Below are 17,633 nucleotides of genomic sequence, written 5' to 3' on the forward strand. Positions count from 1 at the left end.
ATGGAAAATACGGCTTCGCAAACCTCAGTCGCCACAGGAAAACTACCCGACAGTATTGCGCGTAAAGTCTTGCTTAAGGCGTTGGAAAGTCTGCCCCACGGCTGCTTGACCTTAGTTGAGGGCGATAAGAGCTATCGTTTTGGTGAAAGTCATACCGATTTACACGCCACGCTGGTGGTTAAACACCCCAGTTTTTATCGTCAAATCATGCTTTCAGGTTCCATTGGTGCCGGTGAAGCTTATATTCAAGGCCATTGGACGAGTCCTGATCTCACTAAAGTGGTGCAACTGTTTGCCCGTAATTTAGCCTTACTCGATAGGATTGAAGCTAAGTTTTCTTGGTTAACGGGCACGATAAACCGTGTTAAGCATGTGCTGAATCGCAATTCTCAAGAGGGCTCGAAGCGCAATATTCTCGCCCATTACGATTTGGGAAATGCCATGTACGAGCAGTTTCTCGACCGTGAAATGTTGTACTCGAGTGCGCTTTATCCCCATGAGGAAGCCAGCTTGCAGGAAGCGCAGTTGTTTAAGTTGATGACTATCTGCGAACGACTCGATTTACAGCCAGGTCAAACCTTGCTTGAGATTGGTACTGGCTGGGGGGCACTGGCTATTTATGCGGCCAAGCATTATGGCGTGCACGTGACAACGACGACGATTTCTGATGCGCAATACGCCTATGCCAAAGCGCGCGTTGAACGCGAAGGACTGAGCGATAAAGTGACACTGTTGACCGAGGATTATCGCAATCTGACGGGGGAATACGACAGGGTTGTTTCTATCGAGATGATTGAAGCGGTAGGGCATGAATATTTACCGGGTTTCTTTAAAAAGCTGGAATCACTGTTAAAACCCCATGGGCGCATGCTGCTACAGGCGATAACGATTGCCGATCAACGTTACGACAGCTATCGCAAAAGTGTGGATTTTATTCAGCGCTATATTTTCCCCGGTGGCTGTTTACCTTCTGTCAGTCAAATGGTCGGTCACATTGCCAAACAGACGGATATGGTGGTCTGGTCGCTCAATGATATGGGGCTCGATTACGCTAAAACGCTGAGGCATTGGCATGAGAATTTCGATCATGCTGTGGGTGAAATCCAAACCTTAGGTTATGGCGAAGACTTTATCCGCATGTGGAAATTCTACCTAAGTTATTGTGAAGGTGGATTTTTAGAACGCACCACAAGCACAGTGCATTTAGTTGCCGTACGTCCGGACTATCGCGTTCTAGGCAATAGTCAGCCTAGCCAAGCTGTTCCTGCGGCAATCCGGTTAGATTAGCCGTTGAGAGTAGTTCGTTTAGGTGCATCCGTTTAAATGAAATTGTCGCTGTAGTTGTAGCAAGATAAAAGTGAGGCAAAGATGAAGTCAATGTTAGCTAACTCTCGGCATCTGCCTAAACATCAGGGTTTTATACTCTATAACGCCCTGAGTTTTCAGGCTGTGTGGTGGTCTAGTGTGCTTTGGCTTAACTTGTCACTGCTGCTAACTATACCTTTATTATTGCTTCACTTTATCCTGTTGTCCTCGTCGGGTAAGCGCCAGTATCGTCAAGCGGATTTGCGATTAATGCTCAAGGTTGCCGCCCTAGGGATCGGCATTGACACTGTGCTGTCGGTTTTAGGCCTGTTCGAGTTTGCTGCCTTCCCTTGGTGGCTTGGCTGTTTATGGCTGCACTTTGGCTTGAGTTTAAATCATAGCTTAGCGTTTATGCGACCCTTACCGCTGATATTGCAGGCGTTACTCGGAGGAATATTTGGCACGTTAAGCTATGTAGCGGGCGCGCAGTTTAATGCGGTGACTTTGCCCTACGGCAATGTCATTTCTGCTGTGGTGTTATTTTTTGTTTGGCTAGTCTTGCTGCCATTTTTAATCCAACTTGCTAATCCCTATGGATTTAATCGAAGCACTAAGGCTCGCTCCTTTACTGTTTTTAATTTCAGCAGCTTAAGTTTATTGGCGCTCGGTTTGTTGATTGCACCTTTAAAACCATTAGAGGCGAAAACATCTAACTTTGAAAACATTACTATCGAGCTGAATGATGCCGCAGATGTGACGCAGACTTTTCAGGAAGTGGGCCGCACAGAAATGGATTGGCTGTGGTTTAGTTTGTATAAGGCGAGGCTGATGACGGTAACTGGCCGTTATCAACAGGGGCAATATCCTCTGCTGCTAGATATTGAATATTATCGAGATATAGAGTCTGAAGATCTGTTAGAAGCGACAAAAGATCAATGGCAGCATCTAAAGTTTGCCGAAAAGGATATCCAGCGTTGGCTCAGTTTATTAACCGCCACTTGGCCCGATGTGAAGCAGGGCGACCATTTAAGTTTTAAGGTTATGGATGGGCAAACGAGCCAGTTTTTCTTTAATCATCAACCACTCGATATTATCCAAGATGCTAATTTTGCTGAGGCATTTTTAGCGATTTGGTTATCGAAAGACACTAGCCGTCCGAGTTTGCGGGCGCAATTACTCGGAGAAAAACCATGCGATTGTTAACACGACTTATCGGTCAAAAGTTATTGTTAGGCCTAATAATGATAGGGCTGCTATCGAGTTGCTCATCGGTGGAAGTGACGGATTATAAAGATACTCATCCTACACTGGTGTTGGAATCATTCTTTAATGGGCCATTAAAAGCGTCTGGAATAGTGCATGATTTTAGTGGCAAAGTGATCCGTAAATTCAATGTCACTATGGAAGCCAGTTGGCAGGGAAACGAGGGCGTCATTAATGAATGGTTTGTTTATGATGATGGCGAAACTCAAACTCGTGTGTGGCGCATTAAAGCGTTAGGGGAAGGGCGATACTCGGGAACTGCAGGTGACATTATCGGCACCGCCGATGGTCAATCCAGTGGTAGCGCGCTACGTTGGAAATACGATATGTTATTACCCGTGGATGGAGATGAATACCAAGTTCATTTCGACGATTGGATGTTCTTAGTGAATGACAATACCATTATAAATCAGAGCGATATTATTAAATTTGGCATCACAGTCGCCCAGGTGACTTTAGTGATCCAAAAATAACATGAGCCAATTTTTGCCTAGGTTGGCTTAGCTTAGCTTAATTACATTTATCTCAGTTTGTCTTGGATTAACTAGGCCTATTATGGCTTACATGTTCATTAAGGCTTAACTTGAGTTAAACAGTATAGCTTGACTAATAATCACCTTTTGTCTGCACTAAAGTATTCAGCTCAAACCAAAGTGGCTGCTAGGCATTTTTTTGCTAGCGGCATAAAGTGATAAATATGAGAGTCATGTTGGTGTAACTCATTGTTTATTAATTTAATTATTTCGAGTTTAAGTTGGTATAGATAAATGATTAAAAAACACTTAGTTCTATGGGGGGCCTTGTTGAGTTTGTCGTTAACGGCTTGTTCATCTTTTGACGTTATGTTTGAGGAACAAGCTGAGACAAAAGCCGATCCCTATCAACCAGCCAGCGATCCTATGGTGCAAGATAATGAACGCCGTATTCGAGATGCGAGGGAAGATGGTCGTTTAGAATCCGATTTTTTAAAACCTAGGTATCCGGTTAAGTTTAAATAAGAAGAGTGGGTTAGGGACTCGCAGCAACCTCAATACTTAACCTTCAACAAGCATTGAGGGTTAAGTATTGAGGTTGCTAGGGGAAAGGCGAAGAACTAGCCTGCTTGACGACTGTTATCTATCGACTTTTTGTCATAATATTCAAACGGAAACAGATTACGTATCCTTTGCTTCTCATTGTCACTCACGTTGGCAGAAATATGTAAGCGTACATCTCCAGATTTTTCAGCCCTAACAGTACACGTCAGTTTTTCTGCTTTAGCAATGTGGCGGCATTCCCGCTCGAATCGTTCGGGGATCTTGCCCTTATGCTGAGTCATGCGACCATCTTTAAAATGCATTTCAAAAATAGTCAGACCTTTCTTGCCACCAAATATCAGTTTGTAAACGAGAAATATACCAATAGCGACAAAAATGAGTTTGAAAATATCGGCTGTCATAACGCCTCCTATTTTATGTTTATAGGTCAAAGATACTCCTGAGTGACTTGTTTTAACAGTGCGCTAACACGCAATTTTGAATTGGCAATAAAATCATTCCCGCCTAGACTTAACTGGCTAAGGAAAAGTAACCCCTCAGTTAAGGAAAACGCCATGTACTTATCAAATGCAGATCGTTGGTCATTATTGTGTAAGAAGCAAATCGATGTTATCGAAAAACTTTCTGCGCAATTCCCCGAGAGAAAAGCACATCTTAGTGAGCTCACTCAAGGGTGGCGCCATGTTCAACACCAAGTTCAAGCCGGTGATAGGCCTATGCCACTCGAGCTAATTAAATAAGCGCGAGCTGCTTGATCTGATAGTTTGTATAAGAGCCCAAAGTCACTCAATGAGTGGCTTTTTTATATGGAGAGTATTGATGCTCTGTTTACGCAATTTATCGAGTCCTTGAGTAAGGCGGGGTTCGATAGTGAGTTTTTTTTAGGGCAAGCAACACAAACTGCTGGTGTTGATGTAAGTCAGTTGCACTTTGCTTTGAACTAATTCAAATTTCAGATACAAAAAAGCCACTCATTGAGTGGCTTCGTTGTTTATATGGTGCCGGCACCAAGAGTCGAACTCGGGACCTACTGATTACAAGTCAGTTGCTCTACCAACTGAGCTATGCCGGCTAAATAGTGGTGCCCGAACCCGGAATCGAACCAGGGACACGAGGATTTTCAATCCTCTGCTCTACCGACTGAGCTATTCGGGCAACTAACTAAGCGTTAGTTAACTACTTCAAACTAAGTCGTAAAGACCTTGTTCGTTCGAAGTGCGCGTATAATATAGTGCTCGCTTTGGCTGTGCAAGCCCTTTTTAAATGACTGATTAACTATTAAACAAAAATCGAACATTTATTTGATTCTTCCACTTTACTCATATTGAGTCGCTGAAAGTTTCAGCATTTTAGTGACGATAGCCTTGCCTTTAGACTGATAAGGTTAACTTCAGTGCTCGTTTAATCTATGTTTTAAGAAAGAAAATTAACACTTAAGGCATGCAATGTATGCGAAGGGGAGGGGAATATCGTCTGATGGCGAAGTTTAGTGAGTGTTAGGTACTTTTATCGACAGCAGATTTTCGTAGCTATGTTTGTCTGCAACTATGATTTTGAACTGGCATGAATTGAACGACCAAAAGTCTATCTCAAAACCTACCGGTATTATCGAGAGTAAGTCAGTTGCGCTTTGTACTAAACACTTCAAATTTCAGATACAAATTTCAAATACAAAAAACAGATACAAAAAAGCCACTCGTTTGAGTGGCTTCGTTGTTTATATGGTGCCGGCACCAAGAGTCGAACTCGGGACCTACTGATTACAAGTCAGTTGCTCTACCAACTGAGCTATGCCGGCTAAACTTTACTGCAAAATAATGGTGCCCGAACCCGGAATCGAACCAGGGACACGAGGATTTTCAATCCTCTGCTCTACCGACTGAGCTATTCGGGCAACTAAACTAAGCGTTAGTTAACTACTTAGAACTCGTTGGCTGAGCCGTCTCGTTCGAAGTGCGGCTATATTAGCTAGGGAGTTTCACCTCTGCAAGTGCTTTTTCCCAATAAATAACTCGTTCGGCGGTTTAATGTGCATCTTGCTTGTTTTTTATCTCTTATTCAGCGGATTCAGGTCAATTTCATTCGTTGACTGTAGTTTTCAAGTTAGAAGGATACTGATGTTTACTATAGATTTATGCTCATAAATCCTAGTTTCCTGCTTACTTTCTAAAATTTAGAAAGATATGAGCGATTTTTACTGATTTTAGTTTTTAAAATTAGACTTATGATAATGAATATTATTTCATGGATGGCATGAAGAAAACGCGAATACGGAGTCGCAGTATGTTTCGAAATAGTAAGTTGGCTTATGGGATAACCGCAATTGTGACTCATTGGCTGAGTGCGATCGTCGTCATTGGGTTGTTTGCGGTAGGTGTGTGGATGGTGGAGTTAACCTACTACAGCGCATGGTACAAGACAGCGCCACATCTACATAAGAGCGTCGGGATTTTACTCTTGGCAGTGACGTTATTCCGCTTGTTGTGGCGCTTAGTGAATCCTAAGCCCGTACCAGAGGCGAATCATAAGCCTTGGGAGAGGCTGGCGGCTCATATTGCGCATTTAGCTATTTATGTATTGCTGCTGGTGATCATGTGTGCCGGCATTCTTATTTCAACGGCAGAAGGCCGAGGAATTATGGTGTTTGACTGGTTTGAACTACCAGGATTTGGACCTTTTTTTGAAAACCAAGCTGATATAGCAGGCGATATCCACCAATACGCAGCTTATAGCTTAATCGCACTCGTGGTAATCCACGCAGCAGGTGCGTTAAAGCATCACTTTATCGATAAAGACGCAACTTTACTCAAAATGATTAAATTTAATCGAGGATAATACAATGAAAAAGCAACTGTTAAGCGCACTGATTGGTGCATCTCTATTGGCTCCGATGGCGGCTTCAGCGGCGGACTATGTCATTGACCGTGAAGGAGCGCATGCCTCTATTACTTTCAAAGTGAGTCACTTAGGTTATAGCTATGTCGTTGGTCGCTTTAATGATTTTAGCGGCGACTTTAGCTATGACGCGGCTAAACCCACTGCGGCTAAAGTGAATGTGACAGTAAATACGCTTAGTGTGGATTCAAACCACGCCGAGCGTGACAAGCATATTCGTAGCGCCGATTTCCTAAACACGAGTAAGTTTGCGCAAGCGACGTTTACCTCAACGACAGTTGAAGATAAAGGTAATGGCGACTTAGTGATTAACGGCAACTTAACCTTAAATGGTGTCACTAAGCCATTAGCGATCAATGCCCATGCAGTGGGCGAAGGTCAAGATCCTTGGGGTGGCTACCGTGCAGGTTTTACTGGCACAACCACGTTTGCGATGAAAGATTTCGGTATCAAAATGGATTTAGGCCCAGCATCAAGCCATGTTGAGTTAGATCTTGTGGTTGAAGGCGTGCGTAAGTAACGCTCAGTTATTCTTCACGAGATGAATAAACAAAAAAGCGCCGAAAGGCGCTTTTTTGTAAGCTTTATCGTTAAGTGAACGACAAAAATTAATCTTGGTCTTTTTCAGGCACAAAACCTTCAATTTCTACTTCTTTACCTTCAAAGAGGAAAGAGGTCATTTGCTCTTCAAGAAACTTACGATCATCAACATTCATCATGTTGAGTTTCTTTTCGTTAATCAGCATGGTTTGCTTTTTTTGCCATAGGCCCCAAGCTTCTTTGCTGATGTTATCAAAAATGCGCTTACCTAAATCACCTGGATACAGTTGAAAGTCTAGGCCGTCGGCTTCTTTATTTAAATATACGCAATTGACTGTACGCGCCATGATTATTCCTTACTGACTGCGGATTGAACGAGTGATCCCAAATTGGCTAGCACGCGCTCGGTGGCGGCGGCGAGTCCCACTTTGGAAGGATGACTTATGTTATACCAGAGAGACTGATTTTGTTCCATGACAGCGCCCATGCTCTGTTTATTGACGTGGGTTTTATCGCCATGAGTTTTATCTAAGTTAAGCATCATGGGCTGAATATCTAAATGGAAGTGGCTGAATGTGTGCCTAAAGCCAGTTAGCCATTCGATTTGCTGCGCATCAATCCCTTGCTCTTCGAGGTGGGTTTCAAGTGCGGCTTGGGTGGCAAACTCAGGGAAACACCAAAGTCCGCCCCAAATTCCCGCTGGCGGACGTTTAGCTAAAAACACTTGGTTGTCTTGCATTAGCACTAACATCCACGCCGCTTTGGTCGGTATGGTTTTTTTAGGCTTCTTGCCGGGGAAATCGGTTTGTCGGCCAATCAGCTGAGCTTTGCAATCAATCGCTACAGGGCAAGCTGCGCAGTTAGGTTTGCTACGAGTACAAATACTGGCGCCGATATCCATCATGGCTTGATTATATTTCTGAATATCTTGCTGCGGTGTAACGGCATCAGTCAGCTGCCAAAGCTGCGCTTCGACCGTTTTTTGCCCCGGCCAACCGGCGATAGCGCCGTGTCGTGCTAACACCCGTTTGACGTTACCGTCGAGGATCGGGTGATGCTGGCCAAGAGACAGTGACAATACCGCGCCTGCTGTCGAGCGACCAATACCCGGCAGAGCCAGTACTTGTTCAAAATCTGTTGGAAATATTCCATGATAATCGTCACGGATCATCTTGGCCGCTTTATGCAGATTACGCGCCCTAGCGTAATACCCAAGGCCAGTCCAATGATGTAACACCTCATCATCTGGCGCGTTAGCAAGTGCTAACACATCGGGAAAACGCGCCATAAATTTAAGGTAATAGGGAATAACAGTCGCAACCTGAGTTTGTTGCAGCATGATTTCAGAAACCCATACGCTATATGGGGTTTTATCTTGCTGCCAAGGGAGTGTTTTACGACCGTGATTGTCGTACCAAGAGACGATACGTGTGGCGAAGGAGGCTGTAGATTTCATCGGCGCAGTGTAGCGGCAGTTATCTTCTTAGACAAGCTCAAAGACAAGTGGATAAGGGCTAAAAAGCCGAAAATCACTGCTAAATTCGCACTCTCAAATAATCTTGGTATACTTTCGCCCCATTAGTGCTTGCACTGTATGTTGAACTTTGGATAATGCCCTTCTTTTATGATGGTGCTGTCCACTAGACGAGGCAAAAATGAGCGAAGTCACTACCGCTGAATTTAATGAAGAAGGCAAGTATCTGCGTAAGATCAGAAGCTTTGTCCTAAGAGAAGGTCGCTTAACTAAAGGCCAAGCCCAAGCTATTGAAAGCCAGTGGCCAACAATGGGCTTAGATTACAGCCCAGCGCCACTGAACCTGAGCGATGTTTTTGGCCGTGAAGCCGATACTGTGCTGGAAATTGGCTTTGGCATGGGCGCCTCTTTAGTGCAAATGGCTAAAGACGCACCAGAGCAAAATTTTATTGGTATTGAAGTGCATAAACCGGGTGTTGGTTCTTGCTTAAGCGATGCCGCCATTGCGGGTGTGACTAATTTACGTGTGTATCATCATGATGCCATGGAAGTATTAGAACATGCGATTGCCGACGGTTCATTAGCCCGAGTGCAATTGTTTTTTCCCGATCCTTGGCATAAGAAACGTCACCATAAACGTCGTATCGTACAAGCTGAATTTGCTGAACTGATCCGTCGCAAGCTAAAAATTGGCGGCGTGTTCCATATGGCAACCGATTGGGAAGAATACAGCGAGCATATGTTAGAAGTGATGCAAGCAGCTCCTGGTTATCAAAACCAGTCGAGTGATGGCACTGTGGTGCCGCGTCCTGATCATCGCCCACTGACAAAGTTTGAAGCCCGCGGCCATAGACTGGGTCATGGTGTATGGGATCTGATGTTTGAGCGTATTGCTTAATCTAGATATTTCAATTGATTAATTAGTTTTTTAACACAACGGGGAAAGTCACTATGGCAACTAATCGTAGCCGTCGTTTACGTAAGAAAATGCGCGTTGATGAATTCCAAGAGTTAGGTTTTGATATGGCTTGGACTTTTGATGCATCAGTATCAGAAGCCGATATCGATGCAACTGTTGATAAATTTATCGATGAAGTGATCGAAACCCGTAAGTTAGGTTTCCATGGCGGCGGTCACATCGAATGGGAAGGCATTATCGCAACCCAAACGATCGGCAAATGTACCGAAGAAGATATTGCTGCAGTTAAGGCATTCTGGGCGAACCAAAAAGTGTCTCAGGTTGAAGTTAGCGAACTGTACGACATTTGGTGGGGTTAATGCCCGAGTTGGCATTACTTGAGGAAGTGGTCGACAAAGTTCGACCCTTGCTCGGCCAAGGAAAGGTTGCAGATTATATCCCCGCACTGGCCAGCGTTGATGCTGGCAAATTAGGCATTGCCGTTACAACGATTGATGGCGAAACCTTAGGTGCGGGCGATTACCTTGAGCCGTTTTCGATTCAAAGTATCTCCAAAGTTTTCAGCTTAACCTTAGCGTTAACTTTATATGAAGAAGCCGAAATTTGGAGCCGTGTTGGCAAAGAGCCTTCGGGCCATTCATTCAACTCTTTAGTCCAAGTCGAGCTAGAACGTGGCAAGCCACGCAACCCCTTTATCAATGCGGGCGCGTTAGTGATTGCTGACTTATTGCAGAGTCGTTTAGGTGCACCTAAACACAGAATGCTTGAATTAGTCAGGCAACTCAGCCAAAACGATAAAGTGTGTTTCGACAAACAAGTGGCAGATTCTGAATATCAACATAGTGCGCGCAATGCGGCTATCGCTTATTTGATGAAGTCCTTTGGTAATTTTCAAGGCGATGTTGATACTGTGCTACGCACCTATTTTCATTATTGCGCTTTGAAGATGAATTGTGCTGACTTGTCTAAGGCCATGTTGTACTTGGCTAATCGCGGCAAAAGCATAACTGGGACTGAGCTTATCTCTCAGGTGCAAACTCGGCAGCTTAATGCCCTGTTGGCGACTTCGGGCCTATACGATGGTGCGGGCGAGTTTGCCTATCGTGTCGGTATGCCAGGTAAAAGTGGCGTCGGTGGCGGCATCATTGCCGTTATTCCTGGGGAGCTGTCGATTTGTGTTTGGTCGCCAGAACTCGATGGCAATGGTAATTCGCTTGCTGGCACCGCCATGCTTGAGCATTTAAGCCAACGCCTTGGTCGTTCCATTTTCTAGTTTTACTTCAGGTTTTTATTAGCACTATCAGACTAAAAGTTAGCGAATTTCGCTAATTACCTTTTAGTGCTAACTTCCCTAAATTCAACATAATCATACTGTTATAAAGTTGGCACGTCTCCTGCTAATCTCCTACTATAAGCTATTCAGTAGTTTAGGTTTATCGAATTATTCAGATTAAAGGACGAACAACATGAAATTAAATAAGTTATTAACTGGATTTGCGTTATCCGGGGTGATTTTAGGAACATCTGGCCTACAGTTGGCGCAAGCGCAAACTGAACCTAACGTCGATGACCGCTGTGAAGTCTCTTTAAATTATGACGTAATGGTTGAGCCTAAAAAATTAGTCATGAGCGAGAAGGGCACAGAAAAGTATCGCATCGAAGTCGATAAGTTATTTGTTGAAGGCAAACAAGTAAGCTTAACCGATAAGCAAAAAAAGTTAGTGACTCAATATGCCGATGAAGTGTCGACGCAAGTGCCTGAAGTGATTGAAGTCGTGAACGAGGCCGTCGCATTAGCTTCGCAAGCTGTGAGCATGGCGTTAACGCCGTTAATGGGCGATGCGGCCGGTGCTAAGTTCGATGAAATGATGGCAGGTGTCCAAAAGCGCGTTGATTCAGTGGCCTACCGTAATGGCGATAGCTTCTATCTCGGTGCGACGGAAGACTCGATGCAGAACACCTTTAATGACGAATTCGAGCAGGAAATGGAGCAAATTGTTCAGAATTCAGTCGGCACTATTATGATGACTATAGGTGGCCAAATCATGTCGGGTGACGGTGATAGTTTTGAGGCCAAGATGGATGCCTTCTCCAAGAAAATGGACAACTTAGGCCAAGATATTGAGCAACAAATTGAGAGTCAATCTAAGGGACTGGAAGCTAAGGCTGATCGTTTATGCGACCGATTTGAAAATCTGTTAGTGCTTGAAAATCAATTACGCCAAGAAGTACCAGAACTCGCGCCTTATGCTTTGACACAAAACTCAACCAAGGAGCTGCGTGAATAATTCTTGGTAATCGTCCTTTGCTAATAGTTTTAGTGAATAGCCCTGAGTTTTAATTGCAATAACTTCTATCTCCTTGTGCATGAGTCAAATTTGAATGCTACGCCCCTAGTCAATTTATCGCCTAGGGGCTTTTTTATTGGCTAATTCTTAGTAGCGAAAGCTATGAGGATAAAGTCGATGTGGCGTCTAGGCTTGGCTTGCAGCGATTTAGTTCGGAATGTTACAGTCTAGAGACGAATATTTGGTATACTCTTAAAATATAATTAAAAGCTGGCATATCAGTCAGATATAACACCCTACTTTAGTGGACTTTTTCGGTCTAAATCTCTGCGTTACATCACTTTAATGCGAGATATCAATGCTATGGTTATTTTTAAGCGATGATTACGCTAACCACTGCTATTCACCGAAAGTTAATATCATTGTCGTAAACAGCTTAAGGCGACTTCCATGTTAGAACTGTTAGAACCTATTGCGATTTTTACTCATGTGGCCAGAGCAGGTAGTTTTAGTGCCGCCGCAAGAAGGCTTGGGATCTCTAAGTCTAAGGTCAGTACACAAGTCGCCGATCTTGAACATAGACTTGGTGTTCAATTAATCCAACGTACCACCCGCAGCTTAAGCCTGACTGAAGCAGGGCATTTGCTGTATCTGCAAGGTGAAGAATTGCTGCGTGACGCTGAACAAGCGATAGCCAGCGTGCATAACTTAAATGATGCAACTCGCGGTGTGCTCAAGGTAGGGATTTCCCAATCCTTTGGGGTGATGCATATCATTCCTGCGCTGCCATCCTTTATGGCAAAACATCCTGAGCTTGAGCTACAAGTGAGCTTACTGGACCATAAAGTAGATGTAGTGAGTGAAGGCTTAGACTTACTGTTAACTATGTCGGAGCAATTACCGCTTGGCATGGTTGCTAGACCTCTGATGAAGTGCCAATTCCTGTTAGTTGCTTCTCCTGGCTATATTGCTCAACATGGTGAACCAACTCGACCTGAGCAGTTAGTTGACCACAATTGTTTGGTCTATCAAGGCGAGTGGCACGAGCACAGCATGTGGCAATTTAAGAAGGGTGATGATTACTGTGAAATTGGCGTATCGGGCAATTTCAGGGTTGATAACGCACCCGCATTAAAATCCGCCGCAATCAGTGGTCTTGGGGTTGTGTATCTTGCGAGTTATCTGATGGAAGATGAAATTGCCAAAGGGACATTAGTGCCTTTACTGAAGGATTGGCAATTGACCCACCATCTGCCATTGCAGGCGGTTTATCCCCGTCGTAAGCACTTAGCACCTAAGGTCAGTTCTTTTATCGAATTCATCAAAGATCACATAGGAACGCCGCCGTATTGGGATGCGCCCTATGTCGAATTATTCAGTAAACGTCAGTAAAATAGGAAACATTGTTCTCAAAATTAGTTGTATGTGATTTTAAATTGAACAGGTACTTTTGTGGCCATTTAAAATCAATACTTTAGATTGAGTTGTTGGGTACATTTGCGAATGATTTTTTAGGGTGTTCTAAAGCAGTTTTTTATAACATCCTTGAACTCTGTTCTTAATTGAATACAATGGTGGCAGTTGATTCGGAATGACCTGAGTCCTATACGTTTATTGGAAATGACCCCTTTCAATTTTTGTGTACAGGTCGGCATTTATGCAGTTTTGGATCACAGCCAACAGAAGTTTGAGAACTAAAACAATGTTGGCTCTTTAAACCATCATCCTAGTTTTTGGTTTACCTCAGCCTTATCGCTGAGGTAATTTTTTTATTGATGGTTTACAGCTTTAGGCACAAGTTTTGTCTCCCTGTACCCTAAAGTCGCAACTGTGTGTTAAGTGATGTGAAGGCGAGTGCTAAAGCATAAATTAATACAACAAATATAGTGACCCACAGTGAGAAAGGTTCTGTTATCTAACGGGATAATGGTACCAATAAAAAAGCCACTTTCGAGTGGCTTTTTTATTGGGGGTAGCTAAGGCATTCACCTATGTCGCTTTAGTCGCGAAGCAAGTTAACCGTGCTTCACGACTAAGCACTTAGGTATTAAAGCATTAAAGCATTAGTGCATTAGGCCTTTTTCTTGCTGGCTATCCAGAGATCGACTTGTTGCTCTAACACGTCCAGTGGCAATGCGCCGTTAGCAAGTACTAGCGTATGGAAGTCGCGGATATCAAATTGACTGCCAAGCTGTTGCTCTGCTTTATGTCTTAGCTCTAGTAGTTTAATCATACCTACTTTATAGGCTGTCGCTTGCGATGGCATAACGATATGACGTTCAACCATTTTCACCGCATCCGATTTAGCATTGGGCGTATTGTCCACGTAATAGGCAATTCCTTGCTCGCGGGTCCACTTTTTAGCGTGGATACCAGTATCTACGACTAAGCGACATGCACGCCATAGCTCCATTGCTAGACGACCAAAGTCAGAATAGGGATCGGCGTAGAGTCCCATTTCTTTCGGGAAAGATTCGCTATATAAACCCCAACCCTCGATATACGCGGTATAACCACCAAACTTGCGGAATTTAGGAATATTTTGCAGTTCTTGGGAAATGGCGATCTGCATGTGATGACCCGGAATACCTTCGTGATAGGCCAGTGCCTCCATTTGGTATTTCGGCATGGCTTTCATATCATACAGATTCGCGTAATAACTGCCGGGTCGAGAACCATCCGGGGCTGGTTGTTCATAGAAGGCTTTACCCGCAGATTTTTCCCTAAAGGCTTCAACCTGTTTGACTATCATGGCGGCCTTAGGTTTTACTTTGAACACTTCATCCAAGCGCGATTTCATGTTGTCGATGAGCTTAGTCGCCTCTGCTAAATAAGCGGCTTTACCTTCGGCGGTATTGGGGTAGTAGAACTGGGGATCGTCACGCATAAAGCTAAAGAATTGCTGTAAATCGCCTTTAAAATTGACCTTCTTCATGATGGCGCGCATTTCGTTGTGGATACGTTCCACTTCAGAAAGCCCTAAGTCATGGATTTGATCGGCGGTCATGTTTGTCGTAGTAGTACGAGCTAAGGCATTGTTGTAGAAGGCTGCGCCATTAGGGAGTTTCCACGCACCATCACGGTCGTCAGCTTTGGCCGCTAACGTTTTTATATAATCGATGAGCTTGTTGTAGGCGGGCTCGACTTGAGTCACTAGTGCTTGCTCAGCTTGCTTTATTAACGCTTGCTTCTCTGTTTCTTGAATCGCTAATGCGTTCACTTTACGGCGAAAATCTGCGAGTAGCGCGCTGTCGTCGCCCTTATCAAAAGGCGCACCTTTGATGATGTTTTGGCTGTCTGAAATCACATAAGCGAATACAAACTTAGGCGCGATAATGCCTTTGTCAGCGCGAACTTCTAATACTGTTTGTAATTGACTTAAACGTTTGGGCACGCCATTTAAGCGGCTGATATAGGCCTTGGCATCGCTGATATCTGTGATTTGATGTTGGTTAATCAAGAAGGAGGCTATCATAGAGTGGCCGCCATACATTTGATTTACAGGGTAATTATGGTAGCGCCATTGGTCATCTTCGATGTCATTTTGCAGATTTTGTTTGAGTAAGGTGAGGCTGAGGTTTGTTTGTGGATCGAGTTTGGCCGCATCAATCAGATTGACCTGCGCCAGTTGTTTTTTCGTGCGCGCTAGGGCTTTATCATCGGCGGCATCACCCAGTTCATCCCATTTATCATAGTCTTGCTTGATCCCCATATAGGTTTGCGAAATGGGGCTCGCCATGATGTTTTCCATGAAGATGGTTTCGAACAACGCATTGGCTTTGTCTGACTCGGTTTGCACCACTGCATTCATAGGTTCGCTTGCACTGTGTAAGGCTGGCGAAGTTGATGCTGCATATGCGGGAATGGTCAGTAGAGCTGAAAGGGTCAGTGCGACTAAGCTGATTTTAGTTTTTATTGGCATGATCAGGCTTCCTGGATTGAGTTGCATCAATTCTAAAGAAGCTGGACAAGAATGTATGGATATTAATGTTAGAAAATGTGTTAGCAGTAATAGTGTTAAACTACACTATTGACCACTAACACATTATTTATATAGCTATTTTAACGGCAGGCTTAGCAGAATTGTGTCAGTAAATCATTAACAAACATGTGACCTTTGCTGGTTAATTGCCAATGTTCAGCGGATTCTGTGAGTAAACCGCGTTGTTTGGCCTTTTCCATTCCTTCGGTCAATGTGTCTCTGTGTTGTCCGGTACGCAGTTCAAATTCTTGCTTAGGGATAGGTGTCATCAGGCGCAGGCGATTCATTAAATATTCAAGCGCGCGATCTTCCTCTGCCACATCAATCGATTCGAAGGTGTAGTTGCTGGCACTCAGATATCCCTTGGGATGTTTAATTTTTACCGTGCGTAAAATGCGGTTTTCTTCTGGCAGCGTCACTTTACCGTGGGCGCCACAGCCTATGCCTAGATAATCACCAAACTGCCAGTAGTTGAGATTGTGCCTACATTGGTAACCGGGTTTCGCATAAGCGGATATTTCGTATTGCTCATACCCTAATGCGGCCAGCTTTTGTTGACCTTGCTCATAGATATGCCAGAGCGCTTCGTCATCGGGCAACTGCGGCGGTTTTGAGTGGAATAGGGTGTTGGGCTCAATCGTTAACTGATACCAAGACAGGTGGGGCGGATTGAGCGCCGCTGCCGTGTCGATATCGGCCATGGCTTCAGCAAAATTTTGGTTCGGTAATCCATGCATTAAATCAAGGTTGAAACTTAAGTATCCCGCTTGACTGGCTTTTTGGGCGGCGACTTGTGCCTCGTTTTGATCGTGAATACGTCCAAGTAAGTTGAGCTTATCCTTAGAAAAACTCTGCACACCGATAGATAAACGGGTAACACCTGCTGCACGATAGGCACTAAAGTCATCGTGTTCCAAGGTGCCAGGGTTGGCTTCCATGGTGATTTCGATATTGTCACTAAAGGGGATTAGCGCATTAGCACCATCGAGTATGCGTTTGATTTGCAAAGCATCGAATAAGGATGGTGTGCCGCCACCGATAAAGATGGTATGGATCTGCCGCCCTTGGACGAGATGTAAGTCTTGGCGTAAGTCTTCCAATAGCGCATCAACATAGGCCTCCTGTGGCAGCTCACCATTTTGACCATGGGAGTTAAAGTCGCAGTAAGGACACTTTTGTACGCACCAAGGAATATGGATATACAGACTGAGTGGCGGCAGTTCGAGCTTCATCGCAGTAGTCATGGCTGTTGACGACATTATTGTGCATTCCCGCCAGTTAACACGCCTTGGGCTTGCATGGCGGCGATGAGTTGCACTAGGGCTTTACCACGATGGCTTAAAGCATTTTTCTCGTTGCTGCTCAGCTCCGCCGCGCTACATTGATAATTTTCAGGGATAAAAATCGGATCGTAACCATGGCCATTGTCGCCACGTTGGTTAAAGTCGATTTGGCCTTCCCATGCGGCTTGGCAAATAATTGGGGTTGGATCTTTCGCGTGGCGCATATATACCAGTACGCATTGGAATCTCGCACTGCGAGGTGCTGGCTGGTCTTTTAATGTCTCAAGTAGTTTCAATACGTTGTCTTGATCTTTGGCATTTTCGCCCGCGTAACGCGCTGAATAAATGCCGGGAGCGCCTTGGAGTAAATCCACTTCTAAACCTGAATCATCGGCAATGGCCGCAAGTCCGGTGATTTCGGCAGCGTGCCTGGCTTTGATAATGGCATTTTCGACAAAAGTGGTGCCCGTTTCGGCCACTTCGCTGACATTAAATTGGCTCTGCGGCAGTACAGTGACACCGTAGCTGGCGAGCATTTGATCGAATTCGGCGAGTTTGCCTTTGTTGCCACTGGCGAGGACGATTTGTTGCATGGAACACCTATATCATTGAGGCGACTTATACTGCGGCAATGATACCCAAGCTGC

18 protein-coding genes, 4 tRNA genes and 1 pseudogene are annotated in these 17,633 nt (G+C 44.4%); 13 read left to right on the forward strand and 10 right to left on the reverse strand.

All coding sequences use genetic code 11. The annotated features are described in order from the left end of the window. The 5 genes and pseudogenes from MO387_RS00680 (at position 1) to MO387_RS00695 (ending at position 3,566) form a co-directional block, all read left to right on the forward strand. The gene (locus MO387_RS00680; RefSeq protein ID WP_107946881.1) at positions 1-1,287 is read left to right on the forward strand and encodes a cyclopropane-fatty-acyl-phospholipid synthase family protein; all 1,287 of its coding nucleotides are present in this window, start codon (positions 1-3) and stop codon (positions 1,285-1,287) included. A gap of 81 nt (positions 1,288-1,368) precedes the next feature. Continuing rightward, a pseudogene (locus MO387_RS21300) lies at positions 1,369-1,941 on the forward strand (DUF2878 domain-containing protein); the annotation flags it as partial. Between the two features lie 21 nt (positions 1,942-1,962). After that, positions 1,963-2,508, forward strand: a complete 546-nt coding sequence (locus MO387_RS21305) for a chalcone isomerase family protein (RefSeq protein ID WP_325050877.1) — start codon at positions 1,963-1,965, stop codon at positions 2,506-2,508. After that, positions 2,496-3,041 carry a DUF3833 domain-containing protein gene (locus MO387_RS00690; protein WP_107946882.1) on the forward strand — a complete coding sequence of 182 codons (546 nt, stop codon included), beginning with the start codon at positions 2,496-2,498 and terminating at the stop codon, positions 3,039-3,041. Before MO387_RS21305 ends, MO387_RS00690 begins: the two co-directional genes overlap by 13 nt. A 294-nt stretch (positions 3,042-3,335) precedes the next feature. Then, on the forward strand, positions 3,336-3,566 hold the full coding sequence (locus tag MO387_RS00695) for a hypothetical protein (protein ID WP_006082537.1): 231 nt from the start codon (positions 3,336-3,338) through the stop codon (positions 3,564-3,566). A 95-nt stretch (positions 3,567-3,661) separates the two neighbouring features. Here MO387_RS00695 and MO387_RS00700 read toward each other — a convergent pair whose 3' ends face one another. After that, complete coding sequence (locus MO387_RS00700) at positions 3,662-4,006, reverse strand: DUF3634 family protein (protein ID WP_107946883.1); 345 nt, start codon at positions 4,004-4,006, stop codon at positions 3,662-3,664. 153 nt (positions 4,007-4,159) lie between these two features. Here MO387_RS00700 and MO387_RS00705 point away from each other — a divergent pair, with 153 nt between their 5' ends. After that, complete coding sequence (locus tag MO387_RS00705; RefSeq protein WP_006082535.1) at positions 4,160-4,345, forward strand: hypothetical protein; 186 nt, start codon at positions 4,160-4,162, stop codon at positions 4,343-4,345. Between the two features lie 256 nt (positions 4,346-4,601). Here MO387_RS00705 and MO387_RS00710 read toward each other — a convergent pair. From MO387_RS00710 to MO387_RS00725, 4 genes are all read right to left on the reverse strand, one after another. Continuing rightward, positions 4,602-4,677, reverse strand: a tRNA-Thr gene (locus tag MO387_RS00710). 7 nt (positions 4,678-4,684) lie between these two features. After that, positions 4,685-4,760, reverse strand: a tRNA-Phe gene (locus tag MO387_RS00715). Positions 4,761-5,327: 567 nt separating this feature from the next. Continuing rightward, positions 5,328-5,403: transfer RNA gene (locus MO387_RS00720), tRNA-Thr, on the reverse strand. A gap of 20 nt (positions 5,404-5,423) precedes the next feature. Next, positions 5,424-5,499, reverse strand: a tRNA-Phe gene (locus MO387_RS00725). A gap of 389 nt (positions 5,500-5,888) precedes the next feature. On the opposite strand from MO387_RS00725, the gene MO387_RS00730 reads away from it, so the two are divergent. Together MO387_RS00730 and MO387_RS00735 are read left to right on the forward strand one after the other, a co-directional pair. Then, positions 5,889-6,440, forward strand: coding sequence for a cytochrome b (locus MO387_RS00730; RefSeq protein ID WP_006082534.1), 552 nt, complete (start codon positions 5,889-5,891; stop codon positions 6,438-6,440). Positions 6,441-6,444: 4 nt separating this feature from the next. Further along, positions 6,445-7,020 carry a YceI family protein gene (locus MO387_RS00735; RefSeq protein WP_006082533.1) on the forward strand — a complete coding sequence of 192 codons (576 nt, stop codon included), beginning with the start codon at positions 6,445-6,447 and terminating at the stop codon, positions 7,018-7,020. Between the two features lie 88 nt (positions 7,021-7,108). Here MO387_RS00735 and MO387_RS00740 read toward each other — a convergent pair whose 3' ends face one another. Both MO387_RS00740 and mutY read right to left on the reverse strand, forming a co-directional pair. Beyond that, entirely contained in the window at positions 7,109-7,387 is a 279-nt protein-coding gene (locus MO387_RS00740) for an oxidative damage protection protein (protein ID WP_006082532.1), read from the reverse strand. Between the two features lie 2 nt (positions 7,388-7,389). After that, a complete protein-coding gene (mutY, locus tag MO387_RS00745; RefSeq protein WP_107946884.1) occupies positions 7,390-8,496 on the reverse strand; it encodes an A/G-specific adenine glycosylase in 1,107 nt (368 codons plus the stop codon). 199 nt (positions 8,497-8,695) lie between these two features. Between mutY and trmB the strand changes: the two genes are divergently transcribed. From trmB to MO387_RS00770, 5 genes are all read left to right on the forward strand, one after another. Then, positions 8,696-9,412, forward strand: coding sequence for a tRNA (guanosine(46)-N7)-methyltransferase TrmB (gene trmB, locus MO387_RS00750; protein ID WP_107946885.1), 717 nt, complete (start codon positions 8,696-8,698; stop codon positions 9,410-9,412). A 53-nt stretch (positions 9,413-9,465) separates the two neighbouring features. Beyond that, positions 9,466-9,792, forward strand: coding sequence for a YggL family protein (locus MO387_RS00755; RefSeq protein WP_006082529.1), 327 nt, complete (start codon positions 9,466-9,468; stop codon positions 9,790-9,792). Then, a complete protein-coding gene (gene glsB / locus MO387_RS00760; protein ID WP_107946886.1) occupies positions 9,792-10,706 on the forward strand; it encodes a glutaminase B in 915 nt (304 codons plus the stop codon). Before MO387_RS00755 ends, glsB begins: the two co-directional genes overlap by 1 nt. 193 nt (positions 10,707-10,899) lie before the next feature. Then, positions 10,900-11,721: a YggN family protein gene (locus MO387_RS00765; protein WP_107946887.1), complete on the forward strand. Its 822-nt coding sequence runs from the start codon at positions 10,900-10,902 to the stop codon at positions 11,719-11,721. A 450-nt stretch (positions 11,722-12,171) separates the two neighbouring features. Beyond that, the gene (locus MO387_RS00770) at positions 12,172-13,113 is read left to right on the forward strand and encodes a LysR family transcriptional regulator (RefSeq protein WP_006082526.1); all 942 of its coding nucleotides are present in this window, start codon (positions 12,172-12,174) and stop codon (positions 13,111-13,113) included. Between the two features lie 679 nt (positions 13,114-13,792). Here MO387_RS00770 and MO387_RS00775 read toward each other — a convergent pair. The 3 genes from MO387_RS00775 to rdgB all read right to left on the reverse strand — a co-directional run bounded on the left by MO387_RS00775 (position 13,793) and on the right by rdgB (position 17,579). Further along, positions 13,793-15,643 carry a DUF885 domain-containing protein gene (locus tag MO387_RS00775; RefSeq protein ID WP_107946888.1) on the reverse strand — a complete coding sequence of 617 codons (1,851 nt, stop codon included), beginning with the start codon at positions 15,641-15,643 and terminating at the stop codon, positions 13,793-13,795. Between the two features lie 152 nt (positions 15,644-15,795). Next, entirely contained in the window at positions 15,796-16,962 is a 1,167-nt protein-coding gene (gene hemW / locus MO387_RS00780; RefSeq protein WP_107946889.1) for a radical SAM family heme chaperone HemW, read from the reverse strand. Further along, positions 16,962-17,579 (reverse strand): RdgB/HAM1 family non-canonical purine NTP pyrophosphatase, encoded by a 618-nt coding sequence (gene rdgB, locus MO387_RS00785; RefSeq protein WP_011847370.1) that lies wholly within the window; start codon positions 17,577-17,579, stop codon positions 16,962-16,964. The genes hemW and rdgB overlap by 1 nt, the downstream gene beginning before the upstream one ends. Between the last annotated feature and the right edge of the window lie 54 nt (positions 17,580-17,633).

Source organism: Shewanella sp. N2AIL, assembly GCF_022690845.1.
Lineage (GTDB): Bacteria > Pseudomonadota > Gammaproteobacteria > Enterobacterales > Shewanellaceae > Shewanella > Shewanella baltica.

Coding starts and splice junctions, on each gene's coding strand:
- MO387_RS00680 (WP_107946881.1), top strand. CDS start 1: ATGGAAAATACGGCTTCGCAAACCTCAGTCGCCACAGGAAAACTACCC.
- MO387_RS00690 (WP_107946882.1), top strand. CDS start 2,496: ATGCGATTGTTAACACGACTTATCGGTCAAAAGTTATTGTTAGGCCTA.
- MO387_RS00695 (WP_006082537.1), top strand. CDS start 3,336: ATGATTAAAAAACACTTAGTTCTATGGGGGGCCTTGTTGAGTTTGTCG.
- MO387_RS00700 (WP_107946883.1), bottom strand. CDS start 4,006: ATGACAGCCGATATTTTCAAACTCATTTTTGTCGCTATTGGTATATTT.
- MO387_RS00705 (WP_006082535.1), top strand. CDS start 4,160: ATGTACTTATCAAATGCAGATCGTTGGTCATTATTGTGTAAGAAGCAA.
- MO387_RS00730 (WP_006082534.1), top strand. CDS start 5,889: ATGTTTCGAAATAGTAAGTTGGCTTATGGGATAACCGCAATTGTGACT.
- MO387_RS00735 (WP_006082533.1), top strand. CDS start 6,445: ATGAAAAAGCAACTGTTAAGCGCACTGATTGGTGCATCTCTATTGGCT.
- MO387_RS00740 (WP_006082532.1), bottom strand. CDS start 7,387: ATGGCGCGTACAGTCAATTGCGTATATTTAAATAAAGAAGCCGACGGC.
- mutY (WP_107946884.1), bottom strand. CDS start 8,496: ATGAAATCTACAGCCTCCTTCGCCACACGTATCGTCTCTTGGTACGAC.
- trmB (WP_107946885.1), top strand. CDS start 8,696: ATGAGCGAAGTCACTACCGCTGAATTTAATGAAGAAGGCAAGTATCTG.
- MO387_RS00755 (WP_006082529.1), top strand. CDS start 9,466: ATGGCAACTAATCGTAGCCGTCGTTTACGTAAGAAAATGCGCGTTGAT.
- glsB (WP_107946886.1), top strand. CDS start 9,792: ATGCCCGAGTTGGCATTACTTGAGGAAGTGGTCGACAAAGTTCGACCC.
- MO387_RS00765 (WP_107946887.1), top strand. CDS start 10,900: ATGAAATTAAATAAGTTATTAACTGGATTTGCGTTATCCGGGGTGATT.
- MO387_RS00770 (WP_006082526.1), top strand. CDS start 12,172: ATGTTAGAACTGTTAGAACCTATTGCGATTTTTACTCATGTGGCCAGA.
- MO387_RS00775 (WP_107946888.1), bottom strand. CDS start 15,643: ATGCCAATAAAAACTAAAATCAGCTTAGTCGCACTGACCCTTTCAGCT.
- hemW (WP_107946889.1), bottom strand. CDS start 16,962: ATGTCGTCAACAGCCATGACTACTGCGATGAAGCTCGAACTGCCGCCA.
- rdgB (WP_011847370.1), bottom strand. CDS start 17,579: ATGCAACAAATCGTCCTCGCCAGTGGCAACAAAGGCAAACTCGCCGAA.